Origin of the sequence: Pseudomonas aestuarii, from assembly GCF_027988105.1 — a bacterium.
GTDB lineage: Bacteria > Pseudomonadota > Gammaproteobacteria > Pseudomonadales > Pseudomonadaceae > Aquipseudomonas > Aquipseudomonas aestuarii.
This window is the reverse complement of record NZ_JAQJZJ010000003.1, coordinates 443,744-459,959: the sequence shown is the minus strand read 5'-3', so window position 1 is coordinate 459,959 and position 16,216 is coordinate 443,744. Positions and strand designations below refer to the sequence as shown.

General features: G+C 62.1%; 27 protein-coding genes and 3 tRNA genes. 10 read left to right on the top strand and 20 right to left on the bottom strand.

What is annotated here, in order from left to right:
- Positions 1-2: 2 nt before the first annotated feature.
- From PH586_RS09175 to PH586_RS09165, 3 genes are all read left to right on the top strand, one after another.
- The gene (locus PH586_RS09175) at positions 3-803 is read left to right on the top strand and encodes a carbohydrate ABC transporter permease (RefSeq protein WP_271347447.1); all 801 of its coding nucleotides are present in this window, start codon (positions 3-5) and stop codon (positions 801-803) included.
- Between the two features lie 12 nt (positions 804-815).
- The gene (locus PH586_RS09170) at positions 816-1,088 is read left to right on the top strand and encodes a DUF2160 domain-containing protein (RefSeq protein ID WP_238041203.1); all 273 of its coding nucleotides are present in this window, start codon (positions 816-818) and stop codon (positions 1,086-1,088) included.
- Between the two features lie 85 nt (positions 1,089-1,173).
- Positions 1,174-2,916, top strand: a complete 1,743-nt coding sequence (locus PH586_RS09165; protein ID WP_271347446.1) for an ABC transporter substrate-binding protein — start codon at positions 1,174-1,176, stop codon at positions 2,914-2,916.
- 59 nt (positions 2,917-2,975) lie between these two features.
- Here PH586_RS09165 and folD read toward each other — a convergent pair whose 3' ends face one another.
- Positions 2,976-3,830, bottom strand: coding sequence for a bifunctional methylenetetrahydrofolate dehydrogenase/methenyltetrahydrofolate cyclohydrolase FolD (gene folD / locus PH586_RS09160; RefSeq protein ID WP_271347445.1), 855 nt, complete (start codon positions 3,828-3,830; stop codon positions 2,976-2,978).
- A 270-nt stretch (positions 3,831-4,100) separates the two neighbouring features.
- On the opposite strand from folD, the gene PH586_RS09155 reads away from it, so the two are divergent.
- The 3 genes from PH586_RS09155 to PH586_RS09145 all read left to right on the top strand — a co-directional run bounded on the left by PH586_RS09155 (position 4,101) and on the right by PH586_RS09145 (position 4,425).
- Positions 4,101-4,177 (top strand) — tRNA-Arg (locus PH586_RS09155).
- A gap of 33 nt (positions 4,178-4,210) precedes the next feature.
- Positions 4,211-4,286, top strand: a tRNA-His gene (locus PH586_RS09150).
- A gap of 54 nt (positions 4,287-4,340) precedes the next feature.
- Positions 4,341-4,425 (top strand) — tRNA-Leu (locus PH586_RS09145).
- 133 nt (positions 4,426-4,558) lie between these two features.
- Here PH586_RS09145 and PH586_RS09140 read toward each other — a convergent pair.
- The 19 genes from PH586_RS09140 to PH586_RS09050 form a co-directional block, all read right to left on the bottom strand.
- Entirely contained in the window at positions 4,559-5,725 is a 1,167-nt protein-coding gene (locus PH586_RS09140) for an Arm DNA-binding domain-containing protein (RefSeq protein ID WP_271347444.1), read from the bottom strand.
- 96 nt (positions 5,726-5,821) lie between these two features.
- Entirely contained in the window at positions 5,822-6,121 is a 300-nt protein-coding gene (locus PH586_RS09135; protein WP_271347443.1) for a hypothetical protein, read from the bottom strand.
- Positions 6,114-6,356, bottom strand: a complete 243-nt coding sequence (locus PH586_RS09130) for a type II toxin-antitoxin system HicA family toxin (protein ID WP_271347442.1) — start codon at positions 6,354-6,356, stop codon at positions 6,114-6,116. The genes PH586_RS09135 and PH586_RS09130 overlap by 8 nt, the downstream gene beginning before the upstream one ends.
- A complete protein-coding gene (locus tag PH586_RS09125; protein ID WP_271347441.1) occupies positions 6,353-6,976 on the bottom strand; it encodes a hypothetical protein in 624 nt (207 codons plus the stop codon). Before PH586_RS09125 ends, PH586_RS09130 begins: the two co-directional genes overlap by 4 nt.
- A complete protein-coding gene (locus tag PH586_RS09120) occupies positions 6,973-7,191 on the bottom strand; it encodes a hypothetical protein (protein WP_271347440.1) in 219 nt (72 codons plus the stop codon). Before PH586_RS09120 ends, PH586_RS09125 begins: the two co-directional genes overlap by 4 nt.
- Complete coding sequence (locus PH586_RS09115) at positions 7,181-7,378, bottom strand: hypothetical protein (protein WP_271347439.1); 198 nt, start codon at positions 7,376-7,378, stop codon at positions 7,181-7,183. The genes PH586_RS09120 and PH586_RS09115 overlap by 11 nt, the downstream gene beginning before the upstream one ends.
- Complete coding sequence (locus PH586_RS09110; protein WP_271347438.1) at positions 7,371-7,616, bottom strand: DNA translocase FtsK; 246 nt, start codon at positions 7,614-7,616, stop codon at positions 7,371-7,373. Before PH586_RS09110 ends, PH586_RS09115 begins: the two co-directional genes overlap by 8 nt.
- Before the next feature lie 76 nt (positions 7,617-7,692).
- Positions 7,693-8,046, bottom strand: a complete 354-nt coding sequence (locus tag PH586_RS09105) for a DUF7673 family protein (RefSeq protein ID WP_271347437.1) — start codon at positions 8,044-8,046, stop codon at positions 7,693-7,695.
- Positions 8,043-8,648, bottom strand: a complete 606-nt coding sequence (locus PH586_RS09100) for a hypothetical protein (RefSeq protein WP_271347436.1) — start codon at positions 8,646-8,648, stop codon at positions 8,043-8,045. The genes PH586_RS09105 and PH586_RS09100 overlap by 4 nt, the downstream gene beginning before the upstream one ends.
- Positions 8,649-8,650: 2 nt before the next feature.
- Positions 8,651-9,310, bottom strand: a complete 660-nt coding sequence (locus PH586_RS09095) for a thiamine pyrophosphate-dependent enzyme (protein ID WP_271347435.1) — start codon at positions 9,308-9,310, stop codon at positions 8,651-8,653.
- 50 nt (positions 9,311-9,360) lie between these two features.
- Positions 9,361-9,498, bottom strand: a complete 138-nt coding sequence (locus PH586_RS09090) for a hypothetical protein (RefSeq protein WP_271347434.1) — start codon at positions 9,496-9,498, stop codon at positions 9,361-9,363.
- A gap of 43 nt (positions 9,499-9,541) precedes the next feature.
- Positions 9,542-9,931 carry a GIY-YIG nuclease family protein gene (locus tag PH586_RS09085; protein WP_271347433.1) on the bottom strand — a complete coding sequence of 130 codons (390 nt, stop codon included), beginning with the start codon at positions 9,929-9,931 and terminating at the stop codon, positions 9,542-9,544.
- 22 nt (positions 9,932-9,953) lie between these two features.
- A complete protein-coding gene (locus PH586_RS09080) occupies positions 9,954-12,674 on the bottom strand; it encodes a toprim domain-containing protein (RefSeq protein WP_271347432.1) in 2,721 nt (906 codons plus the stop codon).
- Positions 12,671-12,937, bottom strand: coding sequence for a hypothetical protein (locus tag PH586_RS09075; RefSeq protein ID WP_271347431.1), 267 nt, complete (start codon positions 12,935-12,937; stop codon positions 12,671-12,673). Before PH586_RS09075 ends, PH586_RS09080 begins: the two co-directional genes overlap by 4 nt.
- Complete coding sequence (locus tag PH586_RS09070; RefSeq protein ID WP_271347430.1) at positions 12,934-13,173, bottom strand: hypothetical protein; 240 nt, start codon at positions 13,171-13,173, stop codon at positions 12,934-12,936. The genes PH586_RS09075 and PH586_RS09070 overlap by 4 nt, the downstream gene beginning before the upstream one ends.
- Positions 13,174-13,240: 67 nt before the next feature.
- Complete coding sequence (locus PH586_RS09065; RefSeq protein WP_271347429.1) at positions 13,241-13,588, bottom strand: hypothetical protein; 348 nt, start codon at positions 13,586-13,588, stop codon at positions 13,241-13,243.
- Entirely contained in the window at positions 13,585-13,878 is a 294-nt protein-coding gene (locus PH586_RS09060; protein WP_271347428.1) for an ogr/Delta-like zinc finger family protein, read from the bottom strand. The genes PH586_RS09065 and PH586_RS09060 overlap by 4 nt, the downstream gene beginning before the upstream one ends.
- Positions 13,875-14,348: a YmfL family putative regulatory protein gene (locus PH586_RS09055; protein ID WP_271347427.1), complete on the bottom strand. Its 474-nt coding sequence runs from the start codon at positions 14,346-14,348 to the stop codon at positions 13,875-13,877. The genes PH586_RS09060 and PH586_RS09055 overlap by 4 nt, the downstream gene beginning before the upstream one ends.
- Before the next feature lie 29 nt (positions 14,349-14,377).
- Positions 14,378-14,578 (bottom strand): DNA-binding protein, encoded by a 201-nt coding sequence (locus PH586_RS09050; RefSeq protein WP_271347426.1) that lies wholly within the window; start codon positions 14,576-14,578, stop codon positions 14,378-14,380.
- 84 nt (positions 14,579-14,662) lie between these two features.
- Between PH586_RS09050 and PH586_RS09045 the strand changes: the two genes are divergently transcribed.
- From PH586_RS09045 to PH586_RS09030, 4 genes are read left to right on the top strand one after another with little or no spacing between them, the layout of a single operon-like run.
- Positions 14,663-14,998, top strand: coding sequence for a helix-turn-helix domain-containing protein (locus tag PH586_RS09045; RefSeq protein WP_271347425.1), 336 nt, complete (start codon positions 14,663-14,665; stop codon positions 14,996-14,998).
- A 9-nt stretch (positions 14,999-15,007) separates the two neighbouring features.
- On the top strand, positions 15,008-15,352 hold the full coding sequence (locus PH586_RS09040; protein WP_271347424.1) for a DUF2511 domain-containing protein: 345 nt from the start codon (positions 15,008-15,010) through the stop codon (positions 15,350-15,352).
- Positions 15,340-15,588: a helix-turn-helix domain-containing protein gene (locus tag PH586_RS09035; protein WP_271347423.1), complete on the top strand. Its 249-nt coding sequence runs from the start codon at positions 15,340-15,342 to the stop codon at positions 15,586-15,588. Before PH586_RS09040 ends, PH586_RS09035 begins: the two co-directional genes overlap by 13 nt.
- Positions 15,588-16,112: a hypothetical protein gene (locus PH586_RS09030; protein ID WP_271347422.1), complete on the top strand. Its 525-nt coding sequence runs from the start codon at positions 15,588-15,590 to the stop codon at positions 16,110-16,112. The genes PH586_RS09035 and PH586_RS09030 overlap by 1 nt, the downstream gene beginning before the upstream one ends.
- Positions 16,113-16,216 lie beyond the last annotated feature (104 nt).

Genomic DNA, 16,216 nt, shown 5'->3' with positions numbered 1-16,216 from the left:
CCATGACCCTACGTAAAAAAGTGGTGCTGGGGCTGTATATCCTGTTCCTGTTGGTGCCCATCTATTGGCTGCTGAACATGTCGTTCAAGAGTAATACCGAGATTCTCGGTGGTCTGAGTATGTGGCCGCAGAGTTTCACCCTGGCCAACTACCAGGTGATCTTCACCGACCCCAGCTGGTATGAGGGCTACCTCAACTCGCTGTACTACGTGACCCTGAACACGCTGATCTCCCTGAGCGTGGCGCTGCCGGCGGCTTATGCCTTCTCGCGCTACCGCTTTCTTGGCGACAAGCACCTGTTCTTCTGGCTGCTGACCAACCGCATGGCTCCCCCGGCAGTTTTTCTGCTGCCGTTTTTCCAGCTGTACTCCTCGATTGGCCTGTTCGATACCCATATCGCCGTGGCCCTGGCGCACTGCCTGTTCAACGTGCCGCTGGCGGTGTGGATTCTCGAAGGTTTCATGTCCGGGGTGCCAAAGGAAATCGACGAAACGGCCTATATCGATGGCTACAGCTTCCCGAAATTCTTCGTGAAGATATTTATCCCGTTGATCGGCTCCGGCATCGGTGTCACCGCGTTCTTCTGCTTCATGTTCTCCTGGGTCGAGCTGCTACTGGCACGCACCCTGACCTCGGTGAACGCCAAACCCATTGCCGCGGTGATGACCCGCACAGTCTCGGCCTCCGGTATCGATTGGGGGGTGCTGGCGGCTGCCGGTGTGCTGACCATCCTGCCGGGAATGCTGGTGATCTGGTTCGTTCGCAATCACGTGGCCAAGGGCTTTGCCCTGGGCCGGGTCTAAGGAGCAAAGATTATGGATTGGATGGCTTGGACTCTGCCCACCGCATTGTTCTTCGGCACTATCGCCGCGATTCTGGCGGGCATGACGGTGTGGGAACTGCGCTCCCCCTGTATCGAGCGCAAAGGCTTCTTGCCGATCAGCACCACCCGTGGTGATCGGTTGTTTATCGGTCTGCTGGGAAGCGCCTACCTGCATTTGCTGGTGGTGGGTACGACCGATTGGAGTGTGTGGATAGCCTCGGTGCTGTCCTTATTCTGGCTGTTTGCAGTGATGCGTTGGGGCTAAGCCGGATTGTCGCCGGTCGCGACCGCTGGGGCCACGATCTGCAACCGACTTACCTCGCCCAAAACCCTGAGATGGAGGTCTCTCTATGTTCGACAATAACAACAAAACTCGACATAGCATGGCGCTGGCTGCCTTGCTGACGTTGTCCGGATTAAGCGGCGCCGCTTGGGCGGATGCTTATGAGGAGGCGGCAAAAAAATGGATTGCCGATGAGTTCAGCCCCTCGACGTTGACCGCGCAGCAACAGCTCGAAGAGCTGAAATGGTTCATCAAGGCGGCGGAGCCGTTCCGCGGCATGGAGATCAGCGTCGCCTCGGAGACCATCGCTACCCATGAGTACGAATCCAAGGTGCTGGCCAAGGCCTTCAGTGAAATCACCGGGATCAAGCTCAAGCACGACCTGATGCAGGAAGGCGATGTGGTTGAGAAGCTGCAGACCCAGATGCAGTCGGACAAGAATATCTACGACGGTTATATCAACGATTCTGACCTGATCGGTACGCACTTCCGCTACGGCAAGGCCGTGCCGCTGACCGACATGATGGCCGGCGATGGCAAAGACTTCACCTCGCCGACTCTGGACCTGCCGGATTTCATCGGCCTGGATTTCACCACTGCGCCGGATGGCAAGTTGTATCAACTGCCTGATCAACAGTTCGCCAACCTCTATTGGTTTCGCGCCGACTGGTTCGAGCGCCCGGAACTGAAGGCCAAGTTCAAGGAGATCTACGGTTACGAGCTGGGTGTGCCGGTCAACTGGTCCGCCTATGAAGATATCGCCGAGTTCTTTTCCGAGAAGGTCAAGGAAATCGACGGCCAACGCGTCTATGGCCACATGGACTACGGCAAGAAAGACCCCTCCCTGGGCTGGCGCTTCACCGATGCCTGGTTCTCCATGGCCGGTGGTGGCGACAAGGGGCTGCCTAACGGCCTGCCCGTAGACGAATGGGGTATCCGGGTAGACGGTTGCCGCCCGGTCGGATCCAGTGTCGCGCGCGGTGGTGCCACCAACGGCCCGGCGGCGGTCTATGCGACCACCAAGTACGTCGACTGGATGCGCCAATACGCGCCGCCGGAAGCCCAGGGCATGACCTTCTCCGAGGCCGGCCCCGTGCCAGCTCAGGGCGCCATCGCTCAGCAGATATTCTGGTACACCGCCTTTACTTCCGATATGACCAAGGCGGGCCTGCCGGTGGTCAACGAAGATGGCACGCCGAAGTGGCGCATGGCGCCATCACCGAAAGGTCCGTACTGGGAAGAGGGCATGAAGCTGGGTTATCAGGACGCCGGCTCCTGGACCTTCCTCAAGTCCACCCCGGACAAGCAGCGCCTGGCGGCTTGGCTGTATGCCCAGTTCGTTACCTCGAAAACCGTGTCGCTGAAGAAGACTTTGGTTGGCCTGACGCCGATTCGCGAGTCGGATATCAACTCGCAGGCGATGACCGATCTTGCGCCGAAGCTTGGCGGTTTGGTCGAGTTCTATCGCAGCCCGGCCCGGGTGCAGTGGACACCGACCGGTACCAACGTACCGGATTATCCGCGTTTGGCGCAGCTGTGGTGGCAGTTCATCGCCGAAGCAGCCAGTGGCGACAAAACGCCACAAGAGGCGCTGGATGGTCTGGCGGCAGCCCAGGACACCATGCTCGGTCGTCTGGAGCGCGCCGGCGTGCTGGGTGAATGCGGGCCTAAGCTGAACGAGGCGAAAGACCCGCAGTACTGGCTGGATCAGCCGGGCGCGCCCAAGCCGAAACTGGCCAACGAAAAGCCCAAGGGTGAAACCATCAATTACAACGAGCTGCTCAAATCCTGGGAACAGGCGCGTGATTGATCGTTAACCGATAAAAAAACGGCACCCTCGGGTGCCGTTTTTTATGACTGTCGAGCACTCTACTTGTGCAGGTGCTCGGCCGCATGCAGGGTGTTCTCCAGCAGGCCGGCGCGGGTCATGGGGCCAACTCCGCCCGGTACCGGGGTGATCCAGCCGGCGCGGGGCAGGGCAGCGTCGTACTCCACGTCGCCGGTAAGTTTGCCGTCCGTCTGGCGGTTGATCCCGACATCGATGACGATGGCGCCAGGCTTGACCCACTCGCCCTTGACCAGACCAGGCTTGCCGGCTGCCACCACCAGGATGTCGGCTTGTGCCACATGGCTGGCCAGGTCCTTGGTGAAACGATGGGTGATGGTGACTGTGCAACCGGCCAACAGCAGCTCCATGGCCATGGGTCTGCCGACGATATTGGATGCCCCAACTACCACGGCGTGCAGGCCATACAGGTCCACGCCGGTGCTGTGCAGCAGGGTCATGATGCCTTTTGGCGTGCAGGGGCGCAGCAGCGGCATGCGCTGGGCAAGGCGGCCAATGTTGTAAGGATGGAAGCCGTCGACATCCTTGTCCGGGCGGATGTGCTCGAGCAATAAGGATGCATCCAGGCTTTCCGGCAGCGGCAGCTGCACTAGGATGCCGTCAATGCTCGGGTCATCGTTCAGCCGTTCAATCAGTGCCAGAAGCTCACTTTGGCTGGTGCTGGCGGGAAGGTCATAGGCTTGGGAAACGAAGCCGACTTCTTCGCAGTCTTTGCGCTTGTGCGAAACGTAGACCTGAGAGGCAGGATCGCTGCCGACCAGAATCACCGCCAGGCCAGGCGCTCGCAGACCTAGCTGACGCCTTTCGGCGACGCGTTTAGCGATCTGCTGGCGGAGGTTGGCGGCGATCGCTTTGCCATCGATCAGTTGTGCGGTCATTGCGCTTGGTTAACCATTGGAAAGGATTGAAAAAGGAGGCGCATTCTCGCATGACCAAACCCCAGGGCAAAGGCGCGTGCGAGGCTTTTCGCGTAACTCCTTTATATAACTGAATTTTTTTAGCTTTCCCTGTTGACGTGCTATCGACGCCTCTATAACATTCGCCCCGCTTGTCGAGCACAGCCAGTCGCTGGGTAAGACGGCAAACGCAGAGGTCGCAAGGCTTCTGCTGCAGCCGAAAGCTTTAAGTCTGCTCTTGCAGATGGATAGGCGCCCGTAGCTCAGCTGGATAGAGCATCCGCCTTCTAAGCGGATGGTCGCAGGTTCGAGTCCTGCCGGGCGTGCCATTTGGCAGCTTTGGCGCAAGTAAATGCAATATGGTGGGCGTAGCTCAGTTGGTAGAGCGCAGGATTGTGACTCCTGTTGTCGTGGGTTCGATCCCCATCGTCCACCCCATATTTAAAGGCGCCAGGCCAAAAGCCTGGCGTTTTTGTTTGAAAGCCTTACCACGCGGACGTGGTGGAATTGGTAGACACACTGGATTTAGGTTCCAGCGCCGCAAGGTGTGAGAGTTCGAGTCTCTCCGTCCGCACCATCTAAGGTGCTGTTTTCAAAGGGTTTCGTTTTCAGCGCTCGTTATATGGGAGCGATTTGGGAACACTTTGGGAATGGCAGACAAAAAAGGCAGCTCCGAAAGGGCTGCCTTTTGTCGTTTCTGGGGGCTGGATTCAGAGCTTTAGCGCGTGCTCGAGCAGGCTGATCATGTCGGGGCCGTCCTGGTTGATCCATTTGCCGTAGTGGCGCCAGATCATGGCCGTGGACGTGTGGCCTAGCTGGTCGGCGATCCAGTCGATTGGCACGGCGCCGGTGCTGAGCAGTTGGCTGGCGTAGGTGTGCCGGCAGTTGTTCGGGCCACGGTAGCGCACGCCGACGCTCTCCAGGTGCGGCCGCCAGAATCCCTTGAGCAGCATGTCCGAGCTGCTGTGCGCCGCGCTGGTGGTGGTGCAGTGGAAGACAAAGCGCACCTTCACCTGTTTTTTCGTCTTGTTGTCCCGATCCGTCACCTCGATGTCCACCGGCGCGGCCTTCTCGGTAAACCGCTGCTGTGCCTTGAGCGCCTCGATCGCCGGCTTGAGCAGGCGCACCTCGCGGGTAGAACGGCGGGTTTTGGTGACCTTGTAGTGGCCACGCACCTGCGAGCGGCGGAACTTCACCGTGCCGGCCTTGAGGTCGACGTCCTCCCAGGCCAGTGAAATCGCCTCGGACACTCGTGGACCGGCCCAGAGCATGAACTGCGCCAGGTTGATCTCCTGCGGCTTGTCCGTTGCACCGCCCAGGATGTCGCGGATCTCTTTACGGTCGAACGGGTCGGCCTCGTCCGGGTCCGGCAGCGTCACGCCCAGCCCCTCGGTCGGATCATGGGCGGTCTTGTTGCGGGTGCGGTAGATCACAAACACCTGGCGCAGCAGGCTGATGATTTCGCGCACAGTCTTGTTGTGCAGCGCCGGCATCAGCTTGGTTTGGATCCAGCTTTGCAGGTCCAGGTGATCGATCTGGTCGGCCTGGTGCTCGCCCCAGCGCGGGCGGATGTGGGTTTCTACTTTGCTCTTGTACGTCCGGAAGCCAGACGGCGCCATCTGGTTGGCCTTGATCTCAAGCCACAGGTCGATGTAGTGGCCCAGGGTATTGGTCTTGATCCTGGGCGACTCCGGGAAGTGCCGCGCATAGCTGAACGTGCCGGCCTTGATTTCGTAGTTGATCATGCCCACCAGCCGCTCGGCCTGGGCGATGTTCTCCGGGCTGGCGTCGCCCGGCATCGCCTCGCGGCACAGCTCGCCTTTGTAGCGGAAATACACGCGCACGCGATTACCGCGCACCTCAACTCCATCTGCCATCTGCGTCCCCACGCTGTTGCAAAAATCCAGCTTACTGGCCGGAAAAGAAAAGGCCCGTCGCCGGGCCTAGAGGTTTGTTGTGATTTTTCTAGGTGTTCAGTCAGGCGCCCGGCTTGTGGCATCGGTAAGGCGTAGCACGTCGGCCAGCCTGACCAGGCTATCGCCGCGACCTACCGTGCATCCGGGCCGGCGCTGCACTGCGACGACTTCCAGTCTCCGCAGGGCCTCCGGCAACTGGCGCCAGGCCTTGGCGTCGAGCTGGCGCTGCAGCTCCTCCTGCAGGCGCTGCTTTTTCGCCAGCTTCTCGCGCATGCGTCCGGCGCAGGGCTCGACCAGGTACTCATGCACCCGGCGATCATCGCCGCAATCGTTCAGGCAGTCGCAGGGCTCAGCCATGCTGCACCTCCGCAGTCTGCCTATCGGCGCGGCGCAGCATGGCCAGGGCGTTGAGGTAGGCCCGCCGATCGCTTGGCGTGCTGCTGGTGAAGATGGCCGCGCACCCGGGCTTGGCAAAGCGCAGATGGCCACCCCGGGTGCGAGTGATCGACCAGCCGGCCGTCCAGGCATAAGCGAACAGCGAATAGGCAGGCTTGCGGAGCTGGCGGGGCTGAGTGATGACGATATCGGTCATGGCCGATTCTCCGCGCCGCAGTTTGGACATTCGTCGTAGTTCTGGCGCTCGGTCAGGAACCGGCCGCATGGCTCGCAGCGGTAGGTGTATTTGCGGATTTTCTGAGGCTTGATCCTCTTCAGCTTCAAGCGTGCGCCGCGCAGGGCTTCCTTGTGGTTCATGCGCTCGACTGATACCAGCCGGCGTGACTTGCTGTCGATGTAGGTAGCAGGCAACGGCCAGTAGCCGCGAGCAGCCAGGCCAGCGACGTGCCCAAAGGTGAACGCCTTTGCATCGGCTAGGTTCGAGCTGCTACCGCCGCCACAGGCCATCCAGATGAGGTCGTTGCCGTTCCACTCGCGGTGATAGGCAGCATAGAAGCGCTGCTCACCATCGGCCGCCAGGGCTGCCTCGTCGTCCTTCACGTATTGGCAATCGACGCCGACGTGGTGTCGCTCGTCGATATACGCCTTGGGCCAGGGCAGATCGGTTTCGCGGCACTCGTACTGCTTCACCGCACTCTCGCGGGTGAACTGCTCGGCCTTGTCAAGGTTCGAGGTGTAGCCGCCGGCAAGCGCCCACCACATTGCGCCGGAGCCGACATTTGAGCGGCTGTCCTGCAGGTAGAAAAGATCGGTCATGCCACCTCTCCCGGATGGCTGAACACCATCACCTTGTTGGGGCTGACTAGGTCGTTTTGTTGCTCCTGGAGCAGTGCCGGGTCGAGGCCGAGCTTGCGAGCCAGGGCTGCGGCGGCTGCGCGGGCACTTTCGGTGCAGCTGGCGGTGCCTTTGTGGCCCTTGGCCCGGGCCACGTAGGTGTTGGTGGCGTAGCGGGCGAGGATTTCAACGGGCATAACGGCGCTCCTTTGCTGCCTTGGCGGCGGCTTTCTCGGACATCAGGGCGGCCCATTCGTCGGCCTTGTGCTGCTGGCGGATGCGGCTGCAGGCCTGGTGCTTGCGGGTGGAGCGGGCTTTGCCGCAGATGTCGCAGATGCTCGGCAGGCTCAGGCGGTGGCTGGCCAGCGGTGGGCGCTCACGCATGGGGCACCTCCAGCACCAGGACGCAACGGGCGCCGTCGCTGTTAATGCCGCTGACGATGCCGGCGCGCTCGAGTTCATCCATCAGTAGGCTGGCGCGGTTGTAGCCGATCGCCAGGCGGCGCTGCAGGACGGATACGCTGGCCCGCTGGTTGCTGATGACGTGCTCCATGGCCTCGCGGTAAAGCGGGTCGAGTGTGCTAGCCTCGGCGTCGCCGCCTTGGGGTTGATTCACTTGCATGGTGCTTCTCCTTTGGGGTGGTTGGCGTCGAGGGGTTGCAGCCCCTCGGCGCCGTCTTTTTCCGGCCTGGCCGGTGTCAGTTGGCGCGTGGCGCCCAGTCTTTTTTCAGTTGCGACCAGATGGCGTCGCCGTTCTCGATGTACTCATGCACCTCCTGCTCGGGGCGCCGGTCCAGGCGCAGCATGGTCATGCAGTCGTTCCACAGTGCCGTGTCGAGCCCGCGCAGGTCGGTGAGTGGGAAGGGAAATGCCGCGCCGTTGTACAAGCTGAGCAGGAAGCAACCGACGATGCGGCTTTGCCCGCTATCGCGTTGCGCTACCGGCAGCAGCCGTTGCAGGGCCTCGATGCCGGCGGCGCGGATGTACGGGCGCTCGGCTTCTTCTACGGCCAGGCGGTTTAGGTCGTCCTGGATGCGATCGCGGGCGTTCATGCGCTGGCCACCTCCTTCTGTTGCTCGAGCTTGTTGTGGCGAGCAGCCTGGAACTCGCTGGCCACGATCTCGACGGCACCCTCGATCCAGCCAGCGGTTGGTTGGCACGCGGCGACCTCGGCCAGGTGTTCGGCCTCGTTTATGGCAAAGCCCAGGTGGAAGTAGGCCGTGCCATCCAGCTCGAACTTGATCCCGCCGCACATCATCAGGCTGCCGGTGTTCACCCCGAGCTGGCCCCAGAACTTATGCGCGCTCAGGCGAGGCGGGCAGTGATCGCGCCAAAGGCCCAGCAGGCGTTCGTGCTCGGCGCGGATCGCCGCGCGCTCCTCCTTTGTCGTGCCCTTGGCGGGTGTGGCCGCTACGCGCAGAGCTCGGTAGCCGTAGTCATCCGGGCGGCGCCAGTGCACGTCGAGCTCGCGACTGGCGCTGAGTTTCACGCCGCCGGCATAGTGGCCGGTGATGTCGCGCATGGGGGCGACAGCCCCGCCGAACAGCTGGCCGAGGGCGAGTAGGCCGGCATTCAGTGCGTCCTTCTGGGTGTAGAAGTCGCGCACGATGGCCACGACGGCAGGGGCTGCGGATTTGTAGAAGTAGTCGGACATGATCAGCGCCCCCCCATCGGTGCGAGCGGGCCGAGCCATTCGAAGTCTTCGCTTAGCTGCTGGATGGTGAAGCCGTATTCGTAGCGCTTCTCGGTGTTGACCTGGTGCAGGTTTGACCACAGCACGCCATCTACCAGCTCGACCTGCACCAGGGCGTCAGCCTGCAGCAGATTGCCGCGAATCCAATAGGCGCCTGGTTGGGTGGGCTGGTCGTGCGTCCACTTGCTCGGTGCAACAGGCTCATTCGCCAGCATCAGCCCCGCCATGTAGTCGATGGCCTGCATGGTGTCTGGATCGGCCGCACCGAACACCAGGCGGGCGGTGGCTTCGGCGCGCGCGACAGCGGTTTTCCAGTCGGCGGGCGGCTGCTCGGGTTCGTCTGCATCCCAGCCGATGGCGCGGCGGCGGCGCATAAGGTTGAGCGCTTCGGCTGCGCCTTGGGTCAGGTGCGCGGGCTGGTGGCAGTTGCCGGCGGCCAAGTCTTCGACGAGCTCCTGCAGGGCATCCATCGCCGCCAATTCGTGGCCACGGCTCCAAGCGACTACCTCGCCACCGTCCACCTCTTTCGGTACGGTTTCGCCCTTGGCTCCACGAATAACGATGGTGTCGTAGCGTGGTGTGCTTGTCTCGGCGTCGCCGCCTTGGGGTTGATTCACTTGCACGGTGCTTCTCCTTTGGGGTTGCCCAGGCGTTGCAGCGCCTGGGCGATGGGTTAGTGGGCGAGGGTCAGGAGCAGGTCGGGCACCTGGCTGGCGATGGCCACCAGCGCCACCAGGGCGAGGGCGCTGCCGATCAGGGTCAGGGCGAATTCCAGCCCGCTGGTTTCGTGGTCGTGGTCGTGGGTTTGCATGGTGCTTCTCCTTTGGGGTGGTGCAGGCGTTGCAGCGCCTGGGTTAAACAGCGGTACTAACTTCAAGTACTTCCAGGTCGAGCCTGGTGAATGAGCAATTAATCTTCTCGGCGTGAATCCCGAGCAGGCTTGTAAGAACAAGAATCTGTGGCGCCAAAAGCAGGGGGCTGACCATTAACCAGCCGAGCGTTCTTGGGTCGGATTTCGCCGCTTGATTCAGTAGAAGGATCGTCCGCTCAATGAGTTGCGCGTCATGCCTATGGTCAAAGCGATATAGAGCAAATAGCTCAAGTCCTTCTGGCGCCAGGTATTTCCGGCGCCTGCAGCCGGTGAATATCTGATTCAGGCGGCTATAGGGGGACTCTGTAATCCCGACTTTGGCGACGCATGATTCGGATCCAGGCGCTCCGATGATGTAGAGGTAAGTCGTCATTTCTTTTCCCTGTTTGGCCTGCTTACTTCGCCTTGAAAATCCAGCATTTGACGGTGGTGCAGCGCGGGGACATCTGGTTGCGCAGGTTGAAGGCCGCGCGCACGGCGCTGTCGACGCTCTTGTTGCTCTCGACGTAGGTGCGGCTGCGGCTGCTTTTCAGCAGGTTGCGCAGGGTGGCGATATCAGCGACCTTCTGCCGGTGCTCCGCCGCCCGCTCGCAGAACTCGTTGAGGTTGATGGCGATCAGGTCGTTCTTGCTGTGGTTCACCATCGGGTCATCGCTAATGCTTTCCAGGTACTCGTAGACCTCCCAGAACTCGGCCACTTCCTGCGGGTCGGCGTTGATCGCGCCCTGGCGCTCGATGGCCATGCGGGTGAGTTCGGCGAGTGCCGCGCTGTGCTGCTGGTCGGTGATGGGCACCATCAGGCGCAGGGCGTCGACCGCTGCCATCAGCTGGGCGTGGTTCTTGATGATCCGCTCGACGCGGATCTGGTTGAGGGCGCGCAGGGTGCCCTCATGCACCTTGACCTGGCGGCGGAACACCTCGAGCACCGCCTGCTCGGCCTTCACGGCCATCAGCAGAAAGTGGCTGACGTCCAGCGTGCTGAGGTGGTTGAGGTTATCGACCGCCGCGCGGCTGGCACTGGTGACCTCGGGGCGCACGAAGTGCAGCTTGATGATGCGCGTGAGGATGGCCTCGCTGGCGGTCACCGTGGCGTTCTGGCTGATGGCGATGGTGCCGCGAAACGGTGGCTCATAGGTTTCGTTGCCGGCCGTCTTCACGCCCGTGACGCCCAGGGTGCCGCCGTTGAACAGCGGCTTGAGCTCGTCCCAGTCATAGGCCTTGGCCGGGCCGCGATCGTTGTCGCTGCGGTCGGCCTCGAGCAGCACCAGGGGCATGCCCGATATCTGGCCCATCCAGCGGCGCAGGCCGGCGCGGGTCATCTTCGAGGGGTCTTTGCCTTCTTCGTCGGGGCGGCCGAGCAGCTTCCACAGAAAGTTGAGCAGGGTGGTCTTGCCAGCGCCGGCCTCGCCGGTCACCTCCAGGAAGGGGAAGCTCTGAAACTCGGCGCGGATCTGCTCGGCGAACAGCGAGCCAAACCAGAAGGCCAGCGCCACCAGGCCCTGGGTACCGAAGCTAATCCACAGCCAGTCGAGCCACTCCTGCCGATAGCCGTGGCTGTCGCGGGCGATCTCCAGGCGGATGGACTTCTGCAGGGTCTTGAGGCGCAGCTTCTTGAACTCGAAGTAGTCCTCGGCGTTGGCCTTCTCGACCAGGCCGCCATGCACCGCCACGTCGCCGAACACATAACAGCTGTGCTCTTTGCTGTAGCCCACGTAGTCAATGGTCTGCACGGTTTTCAGGCCGTAGAGCTGGTCTTTCATGATCTTGTCGAGCTGACCGCCGGTACCGGCGAACATCGCGCCGGCGGCCATGCCGAGCAGGCGCTTCTTGAACTCGCTGGCAGCTGCTACCTGCCCGCCGGTGAAGGTGTTGCGCACCGCCGGGGCGTCGTGCGGGAAGTCGACGCGGAAGTAGTACCAGCTCTCGTCGGTCACCTCGTTGCGCTGGAAGTACAGGGCGGTGGGGTAGCAGTTGGCGATTTCGACCACGGCGCCGCACTGGCGCAGGGCTTTGTCGCGGATCTGACGATCGTTGAGCAACTGGTCATCTTGGCGCTCGGAGCTTTCGAGCTGATGCTTGGCCTTGGTGAACTTGTCCATGTCCATCTTGAACCAGTACATGCGGCTGCTGTAGCCGAAGTGGAATTCGTTACGCTCGTTCCAGTCGTACATCAGCACGCCCTTCTCAGTGGCGCTCTCGGCCAGCAGCAGGGCGCCGTGGTAGCGGGCTTCGTCCAGATCGCGCTCGACTTTATCGGCACGCTTTTCGGCGTCATCGATGAAGGCCCAGCGCTGGTGCAGGTCGTTCCAGTCGACCTTGCGCTCGCGCTGGGGGATCTGCGCCGCCACGCAGCTGTAGCCCAGGTCGCTGGCCAGCTTGACGTGCTTGCGGGTGTAGCGGTGCGCGCCGGGCTCGTTGTCCAGCGCCCAGACCAGGCGCGGCAGCTTGCCGCCACGCTGGCGTGACAGTTCCTTGAGCGACTCCTCGGGGAAGTAGGCGCTGCTCATGGCCGACACGGCGGCGATGCCGTGGTGCAGCAGGGCGATGGCGTCGAAGATGCCCTCGACAATCCACAACTCTTTGGCCTCGAGCAGGTCGACGCATGGCGGGCACCACCAGTGGCCCTTCGGTGACTGGCCAGGGGCGAAGCGCGCTTTCATCTTGCCGAAGCGGTGCGGGCGATCGATCAGGCGTTCCCAGTAGCCGCCTTTGTCCAGGGCGAAGCGCACGGTGGCGCTGCCTTCGTTGATCTCGCGGCTCCAGTAGTTGTCCTGGCTGTAGCAGCCCTTGATCAGGCTCAGGTCGAAGCCGCGGGCGAACAGCAGGTAGTTGTCGGCCGAGGCGTTGGGGTTGGCCTCGGTGGCCGGGGCGCGCTTGCTCCAGTCGTCGAACAGATCCTCGAACAGCTCTTTGACGTGCCACTGCTCGCCGCACTTGCTCTCGCGGCCACAGCGGATGAACCAGGGCTCGTCCTGGCGGGAATACAGCTCACGCTTGCCGCAGCTCGGGCAGGTGCCCTTGCGCATCCAGGGCGTGCCTTTGGCGTGCTGCAGGCCGTAGTCGCTTTCCAGGCGGCGCAGTACTTCGCTGCGGATCTCGCGGTCCATGGTCTTCATTGGCCAAACTGCTCCCAGGTGGTGGCGAGGTTTTGCAGGTCGCGCAGGGCCTGCTGAGTGACGCCCCACTGAATGAGGTAGTTGTCGGCCATGGCCGTGAGGTAGCCGCTCAACCGGTCCTGGTATTCGTAAAGGCCCAGGGTATTGCCGGCGCGCGCGGCCTTCTCCAGCTGGCTGAGCCAGCCCAGGGCCATAGGCCGGTTGGCGATGTGGCGGGCCAAGGGGGCGGACGCCTCGAGTGCGGCTTTAACGGCGGGGCTCATGCCTGCACTCCCTGCTCGGCCAGCTGCTTGCGCAGTTCGCGGGCGCTGCGGCAGATGCCGGCGATGTGTGGGTGGTCGGCTAGCACGCGCTGGGCACGAAAGCCCTCGGCCACGTAGCGGTAGCGGTCGGAGTACCAGCACGCGGCCATGGCCTGCTCGTACTGGTTGACCAGCCAGCGCAAATACGCCTCGGCCTGGCTCTGGTTCAGTTGGATGGAAACGCTGATGTCATTCATAACGGTCACCAATCGGGCGCAACTTGCCCCTGCCCACGGTGGGCGGGCATAGGCAGGGGCAATGGGTTTAGAGGTTGTGGCTGGTGATGAAGCGGCTGGGCAGGATGCGGCGTGGCATCAGGGCGCGCTCGCCGTTACGCCGGTCGATCACCCACACATCGCTGCTGCGGTCGGTACCGATGGCCAGGTCGATGCCGATCCAGGGTTGCTGTGGCTTGCCCAAGTTGCTCATGGCCAGGTGCACCAAGCGCGGCGCCATGAACACCGGCACTTCCAGCGTGTTGACCAGGTGGCTGGTGGCGCGGTCGAACAGTGCGCCATCGTCGGCCAGGTGCTCGCTCTGGTGGCGTTGGAGAAAGCCCAGGGCGGCGGCCTGCATGCTGTCGCGGTAATCCGGTTGGCTGAGGATGTTCATGCTGTTGCCTCCACTGCATCGAGCAGGTCGAGTTGGTCGGTGTGTTCGCGAAAGTCCTGCTGGGCCTGCTTGCGCACGGCCGAAGGGGCCAGCGGCAGCGCCAGTCGCGGCTGGTCCAGGCCGGAGGGGCTCAGGGCGTAGTCCCAGCTGAGCGAGCCGCTAAAGGTGGCGCCGCAGGGGATGTGGGTGCACTGGGCGTACATGCTGCGGAACACCGGGGTCTGGCCCTCGCTGTTACGGATGCGCATGCGGTTACCGCAGGCCGGGCACACCAGCTTGTAGACGCTCATGGCTTGACCACCGTGTGCAGGGTGATCACGGCGCTGACTTCGCTATGGCGGGCGGCGATGTGTTCGCGGTGGGCGGCGATGATGGTGGCCAGCTCGGCCTCGTTGATCACGCCATCTGCCAAGGCCTGGGCAATCACCTGGTCGACATGGCCCTTCTTCACGTCGGTGGCCAGGGAGCGGGTGTAGAGGTCGAGGTTGTCCAGCGTCTCGGCCTCGGGCATGGCCACGTAGACGCCGCCGTACAGGGCGCAGATGTAGTCCGGCAGGTGGGTGGTGCCGGCCTGCTGCTCGAGCATGTGGATCTGTTCGTCGGTGAGCGGTTGGCTGCCGGCGTTCTCGTACACATGGTTGTCGAGCTTCTTGACCGTGCTCAGGCCCAGGCGGCTGGCGGCGCATTCACGGCCGCCCGGGTAGGCGCTGACTACAGCACTCATGACCTGTCGGCGGGTTTCTAGAATCGGGCGTTTCATCTTCTGGTTTTCCCCTGTCCCTAAGCGCATTACGGTTTAACCACGCCATCTTTGATGCCGAGTAATACGGCGGCGCGATGTGCTTCGCCGCGTTTGCCTTTCTTACGGCCGTTGAGCAGGTCGCTGACCATATTTCTGTTCAAGTCATGGGTGCGACAAAACTCGGCAATGCTGATCCCCTCGCGGTCAAGAGCCGCGCGGGCTTGCTCGGGAGTTAGTAGGGAATGCATAGTGTTCATCCGTGTTTAATCGTGTTTGATGAAGGGGATTCTTGGGCAGAAATCTGTTCAAGTCAACTGATATTGATCAAAAAAATGCTCATAACCCCCGGGGTCGGCGAACGCCTGCGCGAAGAGCGTGATCGGCTGGGCCTGAATCAGACCGATTTCGGCATAGCTGCTGGGGTCAGTCGCGGCACGCAAAAGGCCTACGAACTGGAATCCAGCTCGCCTGATATCCGCTACCTCAGCACCGTGCAGGGCATGGGTGTCGACGTGCTGTACCTGTTGACCGGCAACCGAGCAGCGGCCGACGGTGAAAGCCTCAGCGCGGGGGAGGCCAAGGTGCTCGAGCAGTACCGGAGCATGACCGAGGAGAGCAGGGCCTCGGTCGAGCGCGTGGCCGAGGCGCTGGCGAATTACAAAATCTAAGGAATGTCGATGACCAGGAATGGATTGTTCGGGCTGGCGATCGCCGGCCTGCTGCTTGCGGTCACTGCGGCGGCCGCCGCCAATATCGAGCTGGTGAGCGCCGAGGACTACGGCCAGGACTGGCCGTTCAAAGGCGAAGAAATGCACCTGCTGTGCATGCCAGGCAATGCCGTGGTGGCATCCGATCCGGAAAGCGGGCGTATGTACCCGCTGAACGGCACCGCCAGCAGCCAGGCCAAGCGTTTGGGGCTGGATCCGCTCGAGGCTATCTGGCTGGATAACCCGGCGATACCTGGCACCAAGGTCAGTGTGGGGCCGCTGATCGAGCGAGGGCTTGCACTGTGCAAGAGCTGATCGAACTCGACGACGACACGGCCTTCGGCGCGCGCCTGCGCGCAGAGCGTGAACGGCTGGGGCTGGAGGTACACGAACTGGCGCACCTGTCCGGTCGCCCGGATATCACCCAGAAGCGGTACGAGGCGGGCTCCACCCCCATTCCGATCGACTACCTGCAGGCGCTGCATGCGCGCAGTGATGTGGACGTGTGGTACCTAGTTACTGGTCGCAGGTCATCGGAGCGCGGGCGTTAATGACTGAGCACGAATTGTTCGCCCACTACGAGAAAATCTACTTCCATGAGCTTGGCCGCAAAGAGCAGATATTTTCTCGGCTGAATATCCCGTTAGCTGTAATAGTTGCGATTGTCGGCTTTTACGCGGTGATTCTGGGCGGTGACTACAAGCAACTTTCATTCGGCATGACGATTTGGTTTTGGGTGTTCTTCGGGCTTTCAGCCTTGGCACTAGTGGTTGGCACTGTCTTTTTTGTGGATTCTTTGCTGGGCCGGATGGACCAAGCACTTCCAACTGCCAACGACACGGAATCTTGGCGAGTTGAGATGCTTACTTACTACAGCGACCAACCCGATCCAGAGGCGATCGTCGCTACCGAGCTGCGGCAAATGCTGTATCGCGCCTACATGAACTGCGGGACGATCAGCACACTGAACAATGACAGGAAGTCATCCAGCCTCTACTTCTGCAATATGGCACTTATCACTGCCGCGGCTTTAGCGGTCATTGCTTACTCTTTCGGAATGCTGCCGAAACTTTAGGAGTACTTCATGTCACAGAAGCCACCACCACCTCCGCCGCCACCGACACGGTTGGTAAGGAACGATGTTCGCCCGCCACCGCCACCGCCACCGCCACCTAGGCC

Excerpts from the sequence above, each read along its gene's own strand:
- PH586_RS09175 (WP_271347447.1), top strand. The coding sequence starts at position 3 with ATGACCCTACGTAAAAAAGTGGTGCTGGGGCTGTATATCCTGTTCCTG.
- PH586_RS09170 (WP_238041203.1), top strand. The coding sequence starts at position 816 with ATGGATTGGATGGCTTGGACTCTGCCCACCGCATTGTTCTTCGGCACT.
- PH586_RS09165 (WP_271347446.1), top strand. The coding sequence starts at position 1,174 with ATGTTCGACAATAACAACAAAACTCGACATAGCATGGCGCTGGCTGCC.
- folD (WP_271347445.1), bottom strand. The coding sequence starts at position 3,830 with ATGACCGCACAACTGATCGATGGCAAAGCGATCGCCGCCAACCTCCGC.
- PH586_RS09140 (WP_271347444.1), bottom strand. The coding sequence starts at position 5,725 with ATGGCAGATGGAGTTGAGGTGCGCGGTAATCGCGTGCGCGTGTATTTC.
- PH586_RS09135 (WP_271347443.1), bottom strand. The coding sequence starts at position 6,121 with ATGGCTGAGCCCTGCGACTGCCTGAACGATTGCGGCGATGATCGCCGG.
- PH586_RS09130 (WP_271347442.1), bottom strand. The coding sequence starts at position 6,356 with ATGACCGATATCGTCATCACTCAGCCCCGCCAGCTCCGCAAGCCTGCC.
- PH586_RS09125 (WP_271347441.1), bottom strand. The coding sequence starts at position 6,976 with ATGACCGATCTTTTCTACCTGCAGGACAGCCGCTCAAATGTCGGCTCC.
- PH586_RS09120 (WP_271347440.1), bottom strand. The coding sequence starts at position 7,191 with ATGCCCGTTGAAATCCTCGCCCGCTACGCCACCAACACCTACGTGGCC.
- PH586_RS09115 (WP_271347439.1), bottom strand. The coding sequence starts at position 7,378 with ATGCGTGAGCGCCCACCGCTGGCCAGCCACCGCCTGAGCCTGCCGAGC.
- PH586_RS09110 (WP_271347438.1), bottom strand. The coding sequence starts at position 7,616 with ATGCAAGTGAATCAACCCCAAGGCGGCGACGCCGAGGCTAGCACACTC.
- PH586_RS09105 (WP_271347437.1), bottom strand. The coding sequence starts at position 8,046 with ATGAACGCCCGCGATCGCATCCAGGACGACCTAAACCGCCTGGCCGTA.
- PH586_RS09100 (WP_271347436.1), bottom strand. The coding sequence starts at position 8,648 with ATGTCCGACTACTTCTACAAATCCGCAGCCCCTGCCGTCGTGGCCATC.
- PH586_RS09090 (WP_271347434.1), bottom strand. The coding sequence starts at position 9,498 with ATGCAAACCCACGACCACGACCACGAAACCAGCGGGCTGGAATTCGCC.
- PH586_RS09085 (WP_271347433.1), bottom strand. The coding sequence starts at position 9,931 with ATGACGACTTACCTCTACATCATCGGAGCGCCTGGATCCGAATCATGC.
- PH586_RS09080 (WP_271347432.1), bottom strand. The coding sequence starts at position 12,674 with ATGAAGACCATGGACCGCGAGATCCGCAGCGAAGTACTGCGCCGCCTG.
- PH586_RS09075 (WP_271347431.1), bottom strand. The coding sequence starts at position 12,937 with ATGAGCCCCGCCGTTAAAGCCGCACTCGAGGCGTCCGCCCCCTTGGCC.
- PH586_RS09070 (WP_271347430.1), bottom strand. The coding sequence starts at position 13,173 with ATGAATGACATCAGCGTTTCCATCCAACTGAACCAGAGCCAGGCCGAG.
- PH586_RS09065 (WP_271347429.1), bottom strand. The coding sequence starts at position 13,588 with ATGAACATCCTCAGCCAACCGGATTACCGCGACAGCATGCAGGCCGCC.
- PH586_RS09060 (WP_271347428.1), bottom strand. The coding sequence starts at position 13,878 with ATGAGCGTCTACAAGCTGGTGTGCCCGGCCTGCGGTAACCGCATGCGC.
- PH586_RS09055 (WP_271347427.1), bottom strand. The coding sequence starts at position 14,348 with ATGAAACGCCCGATTCTAGAAACCCGCCGACAGGTCATGAGTGCTGTA.
- PH586_RS09050 (WP_271347426.1), bottom strand. The coding sequence starts at position 14,578 with ATGCATTCCCTACTAACTCCCGAGCAAGCCCGCGCGGCTCTTGACCGC.
- PH586_RS09045 (WP_271347425.1), top strand. The coding sequence starts at position 14,663 with ATGCTCATAACCCCCGGGGTCGGCGAACGCCTGCGCGAAGAGCGTGAT.
- PH586_RS09040 (WP_271347424.1), top strand. The coding sequence starts at position 15,008 with ATGACCAGGAATGGATTGTTCGGGCTGGCGATCGCCGGCCTGCTGCTT.
- PH586_RS09030 (WP_271347422.1), top strand. The coding sequence starts at position 15,588 with ATGACTGAGCACGAATTGTTCGCCCACTACGAGAAAATCTACTTCCAT.